Here is a 13297-nt window from a genome sequence, read left to right as displayed (position 1 = left end):
GGGGCCGGCGCCGGGCCTGCCCCACACCACCCGCCTGAAGCTGCGTCAGAATGCCTTGCCGATCTCGGCCTTGGCGTTCTTCGTGTCGTAGGCCCCGTCCTGGATGATGACGTCCTGGGGGACTTCCTTGCCCTGGGTGAACGTGTCCAGGGTCTGGAAGGCGAGCGGGCCGAAGCGCGGGTTGGACTCGATGACACCGCTGATCCAGCCGTCGACAATGCCCTGGACCGCGTTGCGCGTCCCGTCGACCGTCACGATCTTCACGTCACCGGCCTTCTTGCCGGCGCCCTTGAGCGCGGCGACCGCGCCGAGACCCATCTCGTCGTTCTCGGCGTAGATCCCCTTGATGCCGGGCTTGGACTGGATCAGCTGCTCGGTGACCTGCTGGCCCTTCTCACGGGCGAAGTCGCCGGTCTGCTGGAAGACCACCTTGAGGTCGGGGGCCTTCTCCTTGATGCGGTCCTTGAAGCCCTTGGTGCGCTCCGTGGTGACGTTGTTGCCCGCGGCGCCGAGCAGGATCGCGACCTCGCCCTTGCCTCCGGTCGCCTCGATCATCTGGTCGGCGGCGCGCTTGCCCTGGTCGACGAAGTCCGAGGCGATGAAGCTGACGTAGTCCTTGCACGCCGTGGCGTTGATCTTGCGGTCGATGGTGACGATCGGCACCTTCTTGGCCGCGGCAGCCTTCAGTACCGGCTCCCAGCCGTCCGAGTTGAGCGGAGCGATCACCAGCAGGTCGGCGCCCTTGGCGAGGAGGTCCTGCACATCGCTGATCTGCTTGGAGAACTGGGACTGGGCGTTGGCGGTGAGCAGCTTCAGACCGCGCTTGTCCGCCTCGGCCTTGATCGAGGCCGTCTCGGCGATCCGGAAGGGGTTGGCCTCCTTCTCGGACTGCGAGAAGCCGACCGTGGCGTTCTTGAGGTCGAGCTTCTTCCCGCCGTACGCGTCGATCGTGCAGCCCTTGCTGCCGGACTTCGGCGTGACGACCTTCTGGCCCGCGTCGGCGGCGGACGCGGAGGAGTCGGACTCGTTCGAGGCGTCGTCCTCGGACTTGGCGCAGCCGGAGGCGGTGAGCGCCATGGCCGCGGCCAGGGCCACGATCACAGGGCGGGCGGTGAGGTGACGGCGGTGGGCGAAGTGCTTCATGGTGACCCCGATCCGGGTGACGCGGCGACGGAGGGTTGGCAGGGAGCAGCGAGGGCGGCGCGTGCGCGGCTCGACGAGGCGAGAGCCTCGACTGGTCCGCCCCGCAGGAGTTTTTACATCGTTGAAAGGAGGGTGTAAAGCCTTTGTGCGGGACGTGACCGCCCTGTGATTCGGGCGGGCCGTCCGGTCGTGGTCACCGTGCGACCGCTGTGAGGTGCGGGAAGCCGAGCACGGTCCGGCTGCGCAGGGCCTGGTGCGGGCGCAGGACGGTGCTCGGATAGTCGGGACGGTTGGGGGAGTCGGGGAAGTGCTGCGTCTCCAGGCACAGGCCCGAGTGGGCGCCCAGCCTGCGACCCAGCAAGTCGGCGAAGCCGCCGTCGAGTTGCTGCCCGGCGTAGACCTGGAGTCCCGGCTCGCTGGTGTGCACTTCGAGCACGCGCCCGCTGCCGGGGTCCTCGAGACGGGCCGCACGCCGCAGGGCCAACTGCCCCTTTTCGGAGGGTCGTTCACGGTCGTCGAGTACCCAGCAGTGGTCGTATCCGTCGGCGCGCCTCAACTGCTCGTCGCGCTCGGCGATCCGCGCACCGATCCGCTGTGACCGCGTGAAGTCGAACGGCGAACCGGCCACCGGTGCGGGTGCGTCAGGCAACGGGAGGCCCGTCTCGTCGATGGGCAGATACGTGGTGGCGTCCACGGTCAGAAGGTGGTCGAGTACCCCTCGGTCCGGGTCCCCGGAGAGGTTGAAGTAGGCGTGGTTCGTGAGATTGACCGGCGTGGGACGGTCGGTGACGGCGTGATAGTCGAGCGTCAGGGATCCGTCGGACGCCAGGGTGTAGGTGACGGACACCTGGAGCGAACCGGGAAAGCCCTGGTCGCCGTGCGGACTGTCCAGGGTCAGGCGCACACTCGCCGCGCCGTCGGGCCGCTCGCGGGACTCGGCACGCCACACCCGTCGGTCGAACCCGTCGGCCCCGCCGTGCAGCGAGTTGCCCCGGTCGTTGCCCGGGATGTGGTGCCGCGTTCCGTCCAGGGTGAACGTGCCCGCGGCGATGCGGTTGGCGTACCGCCCCACCACAGCGCCGAGATACGCGCCATGGGTGGCGTAGTGCTTCACGTCCGGGAGGCTGAGGACCACCTCGGCGGGCGGCCGGCTCCCGGACGGTCCTGGGACACGCAGAGAGTGCAGTACGGCGCCGTACGTCAGGACGGCGGCCTCGACTCCGCTCGCACTGCGCAGAGTCCACCGCTCGACCGGGAGACCCGAGGGGGTGGCGCCGAAGGGTGCCGGGAAAGGGACGGCGAAGGACATGGGCTCCTCGCGGGGGTGAGGGCCGGGCTTCGTCCGGCGCCGGACGCGGGCGATGCCAGCGGGGCGCGGACGGAGCCGGGGACCGGCAGCTGCGGACGCTGGGACATTACAACGTTGTAAGGCGACGTTGTAAGAGGTCGGTACAGGTATCTGCTCGGGTCTTTCGGCCATTCGGCGGTCGAGCGGTTGTCCGGTGGCCAACGGGTCGGGGATTTCGGCGGGCAGTCCTTTACGGGCTTGCCGGCAGGAACGATCACTTGGTCCCGCAGCTCGCCCTACGTGTTCCGCCCCAGCGTGCTCTCGCGCGCGATGAGCCGGTAGTCCGCCCAGACGCGGCGGGGCTCGTCCGCCTGGCCGCCGAGCCGGGCCAGGACCGACTCGACCGCCATCCGCGCGATGGCCTCCTTGTCCGGCGACACGGAGGTGAGCGTGACCGCCCCGAAGTGCCCCTCCACGACGTCGTCGAAGCCCACCACGGCGACGTCCTCGGGCACGCGCAGACCACGCTCCGACAGCACCCGCATCGCTCCGATGGCGATGGGGTCGTTGTACGCGAACACGGCGTCGGGCCGGCGCCCGGTCTCCAGGATCCGGGTCATCGCCGCCGCGCCGTCCGCGTGCCCCCACCCCTCGGTCGTCGCGATCAGCCCGTCGTCCACGGACAGGCCCGCCGACAGGAGTTCCTCGCGCCACCCCTGAACACGCAGGTGGGCGGGTTGGCTGTGGCCACGGCGGGCGCCGATGAACGCCACCTCGCGGCGCCCCATGTCGATCAGATGACGGACGGCCGTGCGGGCCGCCGCGACGTTGTCCACCGCGATGTGGTCGTAGGGCAGGTCGTAGTGGCGCTCGCCGAGCAGGACCAGAGGCACGTTCTCCGTGCGCTCACTAAGGTCCTCCGCCTCCAGTTCGATGGGGCTCAGGATCAGGCCGTCGATGACGCGTGCGCGGAACCCCTGGCTGACCAGGACCTCTTGCTCGCGTCGGCCTCCGGTGTGGTCCAGGAGCACGATGTAGTCGTGCAGGGCGGCGGCGTCGATCACCGCCGCCGCGAGCTCGGCGAAGTACGGGTTGCCGAGCTCGGGCAGGGCGAGGGCGATGATGCCCGTCCGCCCCTGACGCAGGTGGCGGGCGGTGAGGTTGGGCCGGTAGCCGAGCTCGTCGATGGCCTGCTGCACCCGCTCGCGCATCGCGGGGGTGACGTGCTGGTAGTTGTTCACCACATTCGAGACGGTCTTGATCGACACGCCCGCACGCGCGGCGACGTCCTTGAGGCTGACCCGCACAACATTCCTTCCGGTGACCTTCCGGGCGCCGGGACCGGTGCGTGCCCGCACGGCGCCGGAGCCATGGCCCCGACGCAAAGGCTCTGGAGCCGGGCTTGCAACGTTATACGTCCGCGCGGCGAAAGGTGGCAAGGGGGACGGACATACCCGGCACCGGCCGCTGGACCAGCGGCTCGACCGTCGAGGAAGCGGACACCCGCACACCGACGCCGTGGCGCGCCGGGATCCCGGCGAGCCACGATCGGTCACGACCTCAGAGCAGCCGCCACAGATGGTCGTCCGTCCCGTTGTCGTCGAACTGGACGACCTGCGCGCTGTCCGCTGTCGACATCCCGTCCACGCCGAGGACCTTGCCGCTGTTCTTGTTGCGGATCCGGTACCACCCGTCCCCGCTGTCGACGAGCGCCCACAGATGGTCGGCGGTGCCGTTGTCCTCGTACTGGACGACGTGCGCGCTGTTGGCCGTCGACATCCCGTCGACCCCGAGGACCTTGCCGCTCTGGCCGTTACGGATCAGATGCCAGCCGTCGCCCTTGTCGACGAGCTGCCACGCGTGGTCGCCCGTACCGGAGTTGGCGAACTGGACGACGCGGGCGCTGTTCTCGGTCGACATGCCGTCGACGGCCAGGACCTTGCCGCTGTGCTTGTTGGCGATCCGCCGGAACGCGGGCTCCGGCGTCCACGCCCTGCCGTCGGGCGAGGCCTGGGGAAACGCCGTGATCCGCAGTCGGGCCGCGCCCATCGGGACGAGTGTCACGGTCTCGACGGGCGCGTCGCTGCGGGCCGGTCCGCTCTGCAGGGGCGCGACGACGTGCTCGTCGTCCGCGACCCACTCCTCGATGCGACGGGCCTGCGCGGTGATCTGCACCGGCGTCGTTTCATGGGTGAACGGATTCTCCCCGACCGGCCCGTTGCCGCGCCGGAACGCGAGGCCGGGGGCGGGGGACAGCCCGTAGTTCCAGGCGGAGGTCGCGTGCACCTCGTAGTGCGGGAACGTGTCGTCGCCCGCGTAGCGCTCGTACTGCTCGCCGATCTTCAAGGAGTAGGTGAGCGGTCCGTGGTCGACGCTGACGGCGTCGTGGTTGTCTGGCCAGTGGCGTACGGAAGTGCGCTGAGGCAGGCGCAGTGTCACCGCGTCACCGTCGTGCCAGGTGCGCTCCACCTTGGCCCAGGCCGGTCCGTCCTCGGCCGCCAGACGTTTGCCGTTGACGAGGAGTTCGGGCCCGCGGCACCACCCCGGGATGCGGAGCTGGAGCGGGAAACGCACCGGCTTCGGGGTGGAGAGCCTGAACTCGACCGTCTCGGTGAAGGGGTAGCCGGTCTCCTCGACGACGGTCACCTCGGTGCCGCCGTCGACCCGCGTGCGGACCGTGCAGGGGGCGTACATGGCGGCGGCGAGGCCGTCACCGGGCGTCGCGAGCCACAGCTCCTCGTTGAAGTAGGGCCAGCCCATACCGTAGTTGTGCGGGCAGCAGCGGTACTGGTCGACGCCGGGCTGCAGGGACTGCATGGCGAAACCGTTCTGGAACTGCCCTTGTGTCTTCGGGGTGTTGTCGAGGTCGACGCAGTTGGCGCTGGTGACGTAGTGCAGGGACTTGCCCTGCGGGTCGAGTGCTGCGGGCAGCATGTTGAACGCGAGTTCCTCGCAGCGGTCCGCCCACACCGGGTCACCGGTGATGCGCGTGAGCAGTTCATGGCTTGCCATGAACTCGACGATGCCGCAGGTCTCGAAGCCCTGACGCGGGTCCCCGAAGCCGGGGCGGTAGTTCTCGTCCCCGGCCATGCCACCGCCGGGAAACCGGCCGTACGCACCCATCACGGCGTCGTAACCGCGGTAGGTGGCCCGGGTCAGCTCGGCAGAGCCGGTGAGCTGCGCGTACTGGGCCGGCTCACGGAACCCCTGGGCGATGTTCACGTTGTGGCGCGAGGGCGTATCGCCTGTCCAGTCCGCCCCGAAGGTGTGCATCTTGCCCGCCAGATCGAGGAGGAACTTCTCCCCGGTACGGCGGTACAGCCACACCACGATGTCGAGTCCGTCGCCCCAACGGAAGGAAACCCAGCTGGAGTTGAAGGCTCCGGCCCCCTGGGCGTTCATGAAGCGCAGGAAGCGCGTGACGAACGGGACGACGCGCCGGTCGCTCGAGTACTCCTCGTAGGTCCGCAGCGCCATCAGGAGCGGCAGGAACGGCCAGAAGTCCGGACCGCCGTTGAGTGCGGTCCGCAGCGCGCGCGGGCCGAAGAAGCCGTCGCTCTCCTGCGTGGCGAGGATCGCGTCGATCCACTCGCGCGAACGGGCCAGGGCCTGCTCGTCACCGGTGGCGACCGCGAGAGGCACATAGCCGCGCAGCCAGTACGGCACTTCCTCCCACGCCCCGCGCTCCGGATGCACCCAGCCGGTGTTGTCGAAGTCCAGGAAGTGGGAGAGGTCCTCGTACCGGCCGCACAGCCCGTCGAGCTGGAGCTTCAGCTGTCCGGCGAGCCAGCCACGGGCGGTGACACTGCCGGAGGGCAGCTTCCGGAACGCGTCCGGGGCCGGCGTGCCGGCCGACGGCCGGGAAGCCGCCGCCGCGGGCGGGGCGAACGGGCCGCCGAGCGCCGCGGCGCCCAGGCCCAGGGCGCCGGCACCTAGAAGAGCGCGTCTGCTGACAGGCATGCGGGTGCTCCTGTTCGGGGGTGCGGGGGTACGGGGGGAGGAGGGTGCGAAGGGGCCGCGTTCGCGCAAGAAGGGCGAGCCGCGCCCGGCGCCCCTTCCGCCCCGCGAGGCGCGAAAGGGGGACCGGGCCTATGTCGGACCGACCGCGCTCAGCTGCCGGAGCAACCGGCCACGGTGGCCTGCGAGGCGTCGCGGATCAGTGCTTCCTGCGCCGCCTTCACCCGCTTCACATCCGGCTTGACGATCTTGCGGTCGTACGTCAGCAGGCCGTTGAGCTCACCCTCGACGTCCGAGATCTGCGTGTACACGGCGCCGTTGCTGCCCTGGCAGGCCAGCTTGTGTACCTCGGCGAGGCGCGCGAGGTAGTCGTCCGTGTACTTCGCCGGGTCGACTCCACGTACGACTGCTGCACCGCCCAGGCGTGACCGGGCACCGCGAGGCCGAGGCCGCCGTATTCGCCGCTGACCAGGGCGCGCTTGCCGTCGGGGTGCGGCGGCAGGGCAGGGCTCGGATAGCCGTGCTCGTCCATGATGTCGCCGGTTCCGCCGTCCGCCCCCAGGTTGAGGCCCGACATGTTGTTGACCAGCCGCGTCGGGTCCCAGGCCTTGGCCTGCTCGGCGATGCGGCCCACGTCGTACTGGCCCCAGCCCTCGTTGAAGGTGACCCACATGACCACCGAGGGGTGGCTGCTGTGCTGGTCGATCATCGTCTTCATCTCGCGCTCGTACTCGGCGCGCGCGGCCGCGTCCGGCGCCGCGCTCATGGCCGGCATGTCCTGCCACACCATCAGACCGAGCTTGTCCGCCCAGTAGAACCAGCGGTCGGGCTCGACCTTGATGTGCTTGCGGACCGAGTTGAAGCCCATCTGCTTGTGCATCTTCAGGTCGTAGGCCAGCGCCTCGTCCGTCGGCGCGGTGTGCAGCCCGTCGGGCCAGAAGCCCTGGTCGAGCGTGGCCATCATGAAGGCGGGCTTGCCGTTGAGGAGGGTTCGCGGTGTGCCGTTCACCTTCTCGACGGAGATGGAGCGCATCCCGAAGTAGCTGCCGACGCTGTCCTTGCCGACGTTCACCTCGAGGTTGTAGAGGAACGGGTCGTCGGGCGACCACAGATGCGCCTTGTCGATCTTCAGGGTCAGCGGTGCGCCGGTGACCCCGCTCGCCGTGGCGACCTTCCGCTTGCCGTCGTACGCCGTCGCCGTGACCGGCACGCCGTCCCGTACGCCCTTGGCCTCGACGGTGGCCTTGCCTGCCTTCACGTCCGGGGTGATCTTGAGGTCGGCGGCGTGGTCGGCCGCGACCGGCTCCATCCACACGGTCTGCCAGACACCGGAGGAGGGGGTGTACCAGATGCCGCTCGGGTCGAGGCGCTGCTTGCCGACCGGCGGGTTCTCGCCGCCCTGCGCGTCCGTCGGGTCGTAGACGCCGACGATCAGCTCCTGGGAGCGGCCCGGCTTCAGCGCGTCCGTGATGTCGGCGCTGAACTTGTCGTAGCCGCCCTTGTGTTCGGCGACCTTGGTGCCGTTGACGTACACCTCGGACTGCCAGTCGACGGCGCCGAAGTTCAGCTGGAGGCGCTTGCCGTCCCCGACCTTCCAGCCCGCGGGGACCGTGAAGGTGCGGCGGTACCACATGCGGTCCTCGTGGCGCTCGATGCCGGAGAGCTGTGACTCGACCGGGTAGGGCACGAGGATCTTCTCGCCGAGCTGCTTGCCGACCGGTGGCTTGTCGCCGGACTTCGCCGCGGTGAACTGCCACTCGCCGTTGAGGTTCTGCCAGGCGTCCCGGGTGAGCTGCGGGCGCGGGTACTCGGGGTGGGCGTTCTTCGGCCCCACCTCGTCGGCCCACTTGGTGCGCAGCTCGTACTCCGAGTCGTTCGGGCCGCTGCTCCAGAACTGGCCGACGGCGTTGTCGTCCGTTCCGGTCAGTCCGCCCTTGCCGTCATACGTGACATCGGCCTGGCCGGACGCGCCGCCGCCCTTCTTGCCCACGACCGGCTCCTTGAGCCCGACGAGCAGGGTGCGGGGGTCGGCCGGGTCGGCCTTGACCGTGGACAGCGGCCACTGGGCTCCGCCGATCACGGCCTGGAGATGATCCGCAAGTCCGGCCGGCGGGGCCGCGAGGGACTGCGCGAAGTCGAGCTTGAGAGTCCGGCCGTCCTTGAGGACGGTCGTCGATATCGCTCCGTCGTAGTCCCAGCCGTCGGGCAGCCGGAAGGCGGAGGAGGGGATCGCTTCCTTGGTCTCGCCGGGCTCGGTCCAGCGCAGATGGAGGTTCGAGCCGCCGAAGTGCTCGAAGTACTCGACCTTGATGTCGTACGCCTTGCCGGCCGTCAACTCGACGGGCTGGGAGGTCTGTTCCTTGTCCCAGTCGTCGACCCAGTGGTCGATGGCGAGCTTGCCGTCGACCCAGAGCCGGAAGCCGTTGTCGCCGGTGATGGAAAACGTTGTCGCGCCGGTCTTCTCCGGTACGACCTTGCCCGTCCAGCGCACACTGGCGTCGTCGGCCTGGCCGGTGGCGGTCCGCAGCCGCGGCTCGAGGGTGTCGAAGTCGAGCTTCGGGTCGAAGCCGGTGGCCTTGAGCTCGTTGAAGTCGAAGGCTCCGGGGGCGGACTGGGTGTAGTACTCGCCCTTCAGGCCGTGAGGTTCGACCGGGTCGTCGGCCGCTGTCGCCGACGGCGACCCGGTGAGTGCCGCGAGGCCCAGTCCCGCGGCCAGCAGCATGGCCAGTCGGCCTCTGAGTCGTTTGGTGCGCACGAATCCTCCTTGACTGAGGAAGAAGAGGGGGCGGCTCGTCGCTTGCGTTTGTACAACGTTGGAAGGAGCGGGCAGTTGGCATGACAGCACGCCCTCTGGTGCGCTGTCCAGGGTCACGACAAGACGACCCCCGGTAACTCCGCGGGGGCGATCCGACGGGCTGCAAAGTTTGCCGGCGAGAAGGCGAGTGCGGCTTCGCCGACTCGGTTGAACGCGTTCAAAACTTCTGTCAGGCTGACCCCGGCTCGAACGGGCGGACGCTGCCCGCGGTGGCCTGCTGGGGCGTGCGGTCGGCGTGCGGTCGACAAGGTCGGGGCGGTGGGTGGGGCGTGAAGTCGAGGATGGCGGTACTCGCATCAGCCATACCCGGTCCTACCGGACCGCCTCAATCCTTAAGGAATCGCATCCGGTGACGGCGATGCGGAGCATCGCCGCGGCAACACGGGCGCGGAGCGCCCGCAAAAAAAGACCGGGCCAAAGTGCCCGGTAAGGGATGTGCGCTGTTCGAATGCCGGTACGTCGGGCGGCAGGTAACGTCACGGTCGTGAAGTTGACCGTGCAGGTGAAACTCCTGCCGACGCCCGTGCAGGCGGCGGCACTTGAGGAAACCCTGCATGCCTGCAACGAGGCCGCGACCTGGGTGTCGTCCGTGGCGTTCGAGAAGGGCATCAAGCGCAACTTCGCCCTGCGCGAGCACACCTACGGACAGGTCAAGGACCGGTGGGGGCTCGGAGCTCAGGCGGCCCAGCACGTCATCAAGAAGACCTGCGACGCCTACACCACGCTCAAGGCGAACCTGACGGCCGGGAATCTCGGCAAGCCCTCCTCCAAGCGCTACCGGCGGGCGGTCGAGAAGCCGATCGCCTTTCGGCCGGAGGGTGCGCAGCCGTATGACGACCGGATGCTGTCCTGGCAGTACACGCAGCGCACGGTGTCGATCTGGACCCTGTCGGGCCGGATGAAGCAGGTGGCGTTCACCGCGTCGCCCGAGCATTTGGCCCGCCTGGCTCTGTGTCGCAAGGGCGAGTCCGATCTGCTGTACCGCGACGGCATGTGGTTCCTGACCGCCACCTGCGAGGTCCCCGAAGCCGCACTCAACACCAGCGTTGTGGAGTTCCTCGGGATCGATCTGGGGATCGTGAACATCGCGACCACCTCGGACGGTCAGATCATGGCCGGACGTCAGCTGAATCGCGGGCGCCTGCGCGAGCGCACCCTGCGGACGAAACTCCAGCGTAAGAACACCCCGTCCGCCAAACGGCGCCTGAAAAGGCGGCGTCGTAAGGAGGCGCGGCGGGTGAAGGACATCAACCACAAGATCGCGAAGCATGTGGTGGCCGAGGCAGAACGCACCGGTCGCGGAATCGCCCTGGAAGACCTCACGGGCATCCGCGCACGGGTACGGCTTCGCAAGCCCCAACGGGCCACCCACACCAGTTGGGCTTTCGCCCAGCTCGGAGCGTTCATCGCGTATAAGGCCCGCAAGGCGGGGGTGCCGGTGGTGCACGTCGATCCGGCGTACACCTCCCGCACCTGCGCCGAATGCGGGCACATCGACAAGGCGAACCGGGTCAGTCAGGCCCGCTTCGTATGCCGGTCCTGCGGTGTCGTTGCACACGCGGACTGGAACGGCTCCCGCAACATCCGCCACCGTGCGGAAGAGTTGTGGCGACGCGGGGCGCAGTCAACCGCCCCAGACCCACCCCCGAACACCGGGCACGGGACAGGACGCAAACCCAGCACCACAGCCAGTGGCGCCCGTTGTGCAAGCCCGGGACTTTAGTTAGAGATCATCTCAATTGGTGATGCCGGTAGTGTGGTGCTGTGTTGCTGACTGAGCGTCTGGTCCCAGATGGGCTGTGGGAGTTGTTCCAGCGGGTGGTGCCGGAGGCGCCGACTCGGCCGCAGGGTGGTGGCCGGCGCCGTCATGGGGACCGTGAGGTGTTGGCGGCGATTGTCTTCGTGGCCACGACCGGGTGCACGTGGTCGCAGGTCCCGCCCGTGTTCGGGCCATCGGGGGCCACGGCTCACCGCCGGTTCATGGAGTGGAGCCGACAACGGGTCTGGGCGAAACTGCATCGTCTGGTCCTGGATGAGCTGGGGGCTCGAGGCGAGCTGGACTGGTCACGATGCGCAATCGACTCGGTGAACATGCGGGCCCTGAAAAAGGGGACCTGACGGGTCCGAATCCTGTAGATCGGGGCAAGTACGGCTCGAAGATCCACTTGATCACCGAGCGGACCGGACTGCCGCTTTCCGTCGGCATCTCCGGCGCCAACCTTCATGACAGCCAGGCCCTCGAACCGCTCGTGCGCGGCATCCCACCGATCAGATCCCGGCGCGGTCCACGCCGTCGGCGCCCCGCCAAGCTTCACGCCGACAAAGCCTACGACAACCGTCACCTGCGGCAATGGCTCCGCCTACGCCACATAACACCGCGCATCGCCCGCAAGGGAGTTGAGACGTCACAGAAGCTGGGGCGCCACCGGTGGACCATCGAACGCACCATGGCCTGGCTCGCCGGCTGCCGACGTCTCCACCGTCGCTACGAGCGGCAGGCCATCCACTTCCTGGCCTTCACCAGCATCGCCTGCACCCTCATCTGCTACCGCAGACTCACCAATTGAGATGATCTCTTAGTCCCGGGTCGTTGACAGGGACTATCGGGGCTTCAATCTGTGCCTGGTTCTGGACATGGATCAGGGGTGCACGGCAGGGGAGCTCCTGCGTAGGGTTCCGGCGGCACGGGGGTGAAGCGTGCGGCTGTGTCGAATCGAGTGGATGCCGCAGGTCCGTGGGTGAGCCGAACCGGGTGGAGATCGCGTCCCGTGCCCGGCGCTTGCCGATGTCGGCTCGTTTGCAATGGCGTCGGGCCGTTTCCGGAGTGGTCGCCGGGGTCGTTCAGTGCAGGGGCCGACGGGTGGGTGGATCGGCAATTTCTTCCCGCAGGGAAAGGCGGCGGAGTACCGGGACGGGCTGCTCAAGCGCATCAAGAGCTGGGACGGCGACTCACCGCTGTTCATCGCGGGGCGGTCGACGCCTGGAGCTGGACGCCCAGCGATGGCGATGTCCCGGAGCTCGGCGAGCTGCTGGGGGACCCGTTCGAGATCGTCGAACTCGACGACTTCCCTGTCGGACCGTGGCGATGTCTTCTCCGACCTGCTGAACCGGGCCGGAAGCCGCGAAAGCCAGGGCCTCTCGGTGGGCCCGCCTACGCCGCTTCGTAGTGGTGGGCCCGACCGCCGCGCCACTTCACCCAGGCCGGGTCGTCGAGCAGCGTCTCCGCGTCCGGCAGCCCGGCCCGGAGCAGGAACTCGACGACTTCCATGTCGGAGTGCGCGAGGCCAAGTATCTGACCGTGCGCTGTCACCCTGCGCCCACCCGTACGCGAGGGGCGGTGCACGACTATCGGCGCGACGTCCATAGTTACAGGGTCATTCGAATGCCGGGCGCGTGCATCCGCTGGCCAGGCGTTTTTGCTGGAAGATAGAGTCAGAGCCCCGCTCGGCCCACCCCCCCCGGCCGGGCGGGGCTCGCCTTGTGCGCGGGCTCTCGCCATGGTTGTCCGCCGGAGGCGTCACCTGACGCTCTTGCTCTTGCACGTATTCACCGGCGGCGGGTAGCGGGGCGTACCGGCGGGCGGGCGTGGTCTTTCTGATCTCCTGCTCGCTGACCTCGCTGTTCGCGGGGGTTCCGGCATGGGCCGCCGCGGCACTGCTCCTGGTCGCGGCCGCATTCTCGCGTCGTGGGCGGCGGATCATCCGGAGGCCGCCTCGGAACCAGCGCTGTGACGGCTCCCGCCATGAGGGTCAGTCCAGCACGCCGAGCACCCCGTCGGGGTTGCAGTGCGGACACGCCGGCACCTGCTCCCACAGCGCGCGGCGCGCTTGGTCGTCCGTGACGCCTCGCGAACGGTTGCCGGCCATGTGGCAGCCGCCGACGTGCACGTACACAGGTGCGCGCCCGCCGAGCCCCATCTCGATCAGCCAGTCGGGGGCTGGTGGCAGGTTCCGTTCGCCGCGCTGTTTCTCGGCTTCCTGCCGCTCCGCCTCCGCGATCTTGCGGCGCACCCTGTCCAGAGACAGCACGAGCCACGTCTCCAGCGTGCGGAGCCTTGGCAGGTCGGGCGGCAGTTCGGACATGTGTTCGATTCT

The 13297-nt window shown here is 68.9% G+C and carries 8 protein-coding genes and 1 pseudogene; 2 read left to right on the top strand and 7 right to left on the bottom strand.

Annotation, left to right across the window (positions count from 1 at the left end):
* Positions 1–45 precede the first annotated feature (45 nt).
* The 5 genes and pseudogenes from ACY0PA_RS05165 to ACY0PA_RS05145 form a co-directional block, all read right to left on the bottom strand.
* Entirely contained in the window at positions 46–1143 is a 1098-nt protein-coding gene (locus ACY0PA_RS05165; protein ID WP_473083551.1) for an ABC transporter substrate-binding protein, read from the bottom strand.
* Positions 1144–1336: 193 nt separating this feature from the next.
* Positions 1337–2452: an aldose epimerase family protein gene (locus ACY0PA_RS05160; protein WP_473083550.1), complete on the bottom strand. Its 1116-nt coding sequence runs from the start codon at positions 2450–2452 to the stop codon at positions 1337–1339.
* 275 nt (positions 2453–2727) lie between these two features.
* Positions 2728–3738 carry a LacI family DNA-binding transcriptional regulator gene (locus ACY0PA_RS05155; RefSeq protein ID WP_473083549.1) on the bottom strand — a complete coding sequence of 337 codons (1011 nt, stop codon included), beginning with the start codon at positions 3736–3738 and terminating at the stop codon, positions 2728–2730.
* A 253-nt stretch (positions 3739–3991) separates the two neighbouring features.
* Positions 3992–6391: a beta-L-arabinofuranosidase domain-containing protein gene (locus ACY0PA_RS05150; RefSeq protein WP_473083548.1), complete on the bottom strand. Its 2400-nt coding sequence runs from the start codon at positions 6389–6391 to the stop codon at positions 3992–3994.
* 149 nt (positions 6392–6540) lie between these two features.
* Positions 6541–9143 (bottom strand): annotated as a pseudogene (locus tag ACY0PA_RS05145) (PA14 domain-containing protein).
* A 544-nt stretch (positions 9144–9687) separates the two neighbouring features.
* Between ACY0PA_RS05145 and ACY0PA_RS05140 the strand changes: the two are divergent.
* Both ACY0PA_RS05140 and ACY0PA_RS05135 read left to right on the top strand, forming a co-directional pair.
* Complete coding sequence (locus tag ACY0PA_RS05140; protein ID WP_473083547.1) at positions 9688–10926, top strand: RNA-guided endonuclease InsQ/TnpB family protein; 1239 nt, start codon at positions 9688–9690, stop codon at positions 10924–10926.
* 47 nt (positions 10927–10973) lie between these two features.
* Positions 10974–11770 (top strand): IS5 family transposase gene (locus tag ACY0PA_RS05135; RefSeq protein WP_376692667.1). Its coding sequence is split into 2 segments (ribosomal slippage): positions 10974–11306 and positions 11309–11770, totalling 795 coding nucleotides; the frame shifts between segments, so codons are not numbered across the junction.
* Between the two features lie 584 nt (positions 11771–12354).
* On the opposite strand, the gene ACY0PA_RS05130 is transcribed toward ACY0PA_RS05135, so the two are convergent.
* Complete coding sequence (locus tag ACY0PA_RS05130) at positions 12355–12567, bottom strand: hypothetical protein (protein WP_473083546.1); 213 nt, start codon at positions 12565–12567, stop codon at positions 12355–12357.
* 385 nt (positions 12568–12952) lie between these two features.
* Positions 12953–13285 carry a DUF6233 domain-containing protein gene (locus ACY0PA_RS05125; protein ID WP_473083545.1) on the bottom strand — a complete coding sequence of 111 codons (333 nt, stop codon included), beginning with the start codon at positions 13283–13285 and terminating at the stop codon, positions 12953–12955.
* Between the last annotated feature and the right edge of the window lie 12 nt (positions 13286–13297).

Source organism: Streptomyces sp. DS1-CR2, assembly GCF_055760475.1.
The sequence above is the reverse complement of the archived record's forward strand: the minus strand, read 5'-3'. Positions and strand labels throughout refer to the sequence as shown.

What these genes read in the sequence shown, in the direction of transcription:
- ACY0PA_RS05165 (WP_473083551.1), bottom strand. Translation starts at nt 1,143, where the DNA reads ATGAAGCACTTCGCCCACCGCCGTCACCTCACCGCCCGCCCTGTGATC.
- ACY0PA_RS05160 (WP_473083550.1), bottom strand. Translation starts at nt 2,452, where the DNA reads ATGTCCTTCGCCGTCCCTTTCCCGGCACCCTTCGGCGCCACCCCCTCG.
- ACY0PA_RS05150 (WP_473083548.1), bottom strand. Translation starts at nt 6,391, where the DNA reads ATGCCTGTCAGCAGACGCGCTCTTCTAGGTGCCGGCGCCCTGGGCCTG.
- ACY0PA_RS05130 (WP_473083546.1), bottom strand. Translation starts at nt 12,567, where the DNA reads ATGGACGTCGCGCCGATAGTCGTGCACCGCCCCTCGCGTACGGGTGGG.
- ACY0PA_RS05125 (WP_473083545.1), bottom strand. Translation starts at nt 13,285, where the DNA reads ATGTCCGAACTGCCGCCCGACCTGCCAAGGCTCCGCACGCTGGAGACG.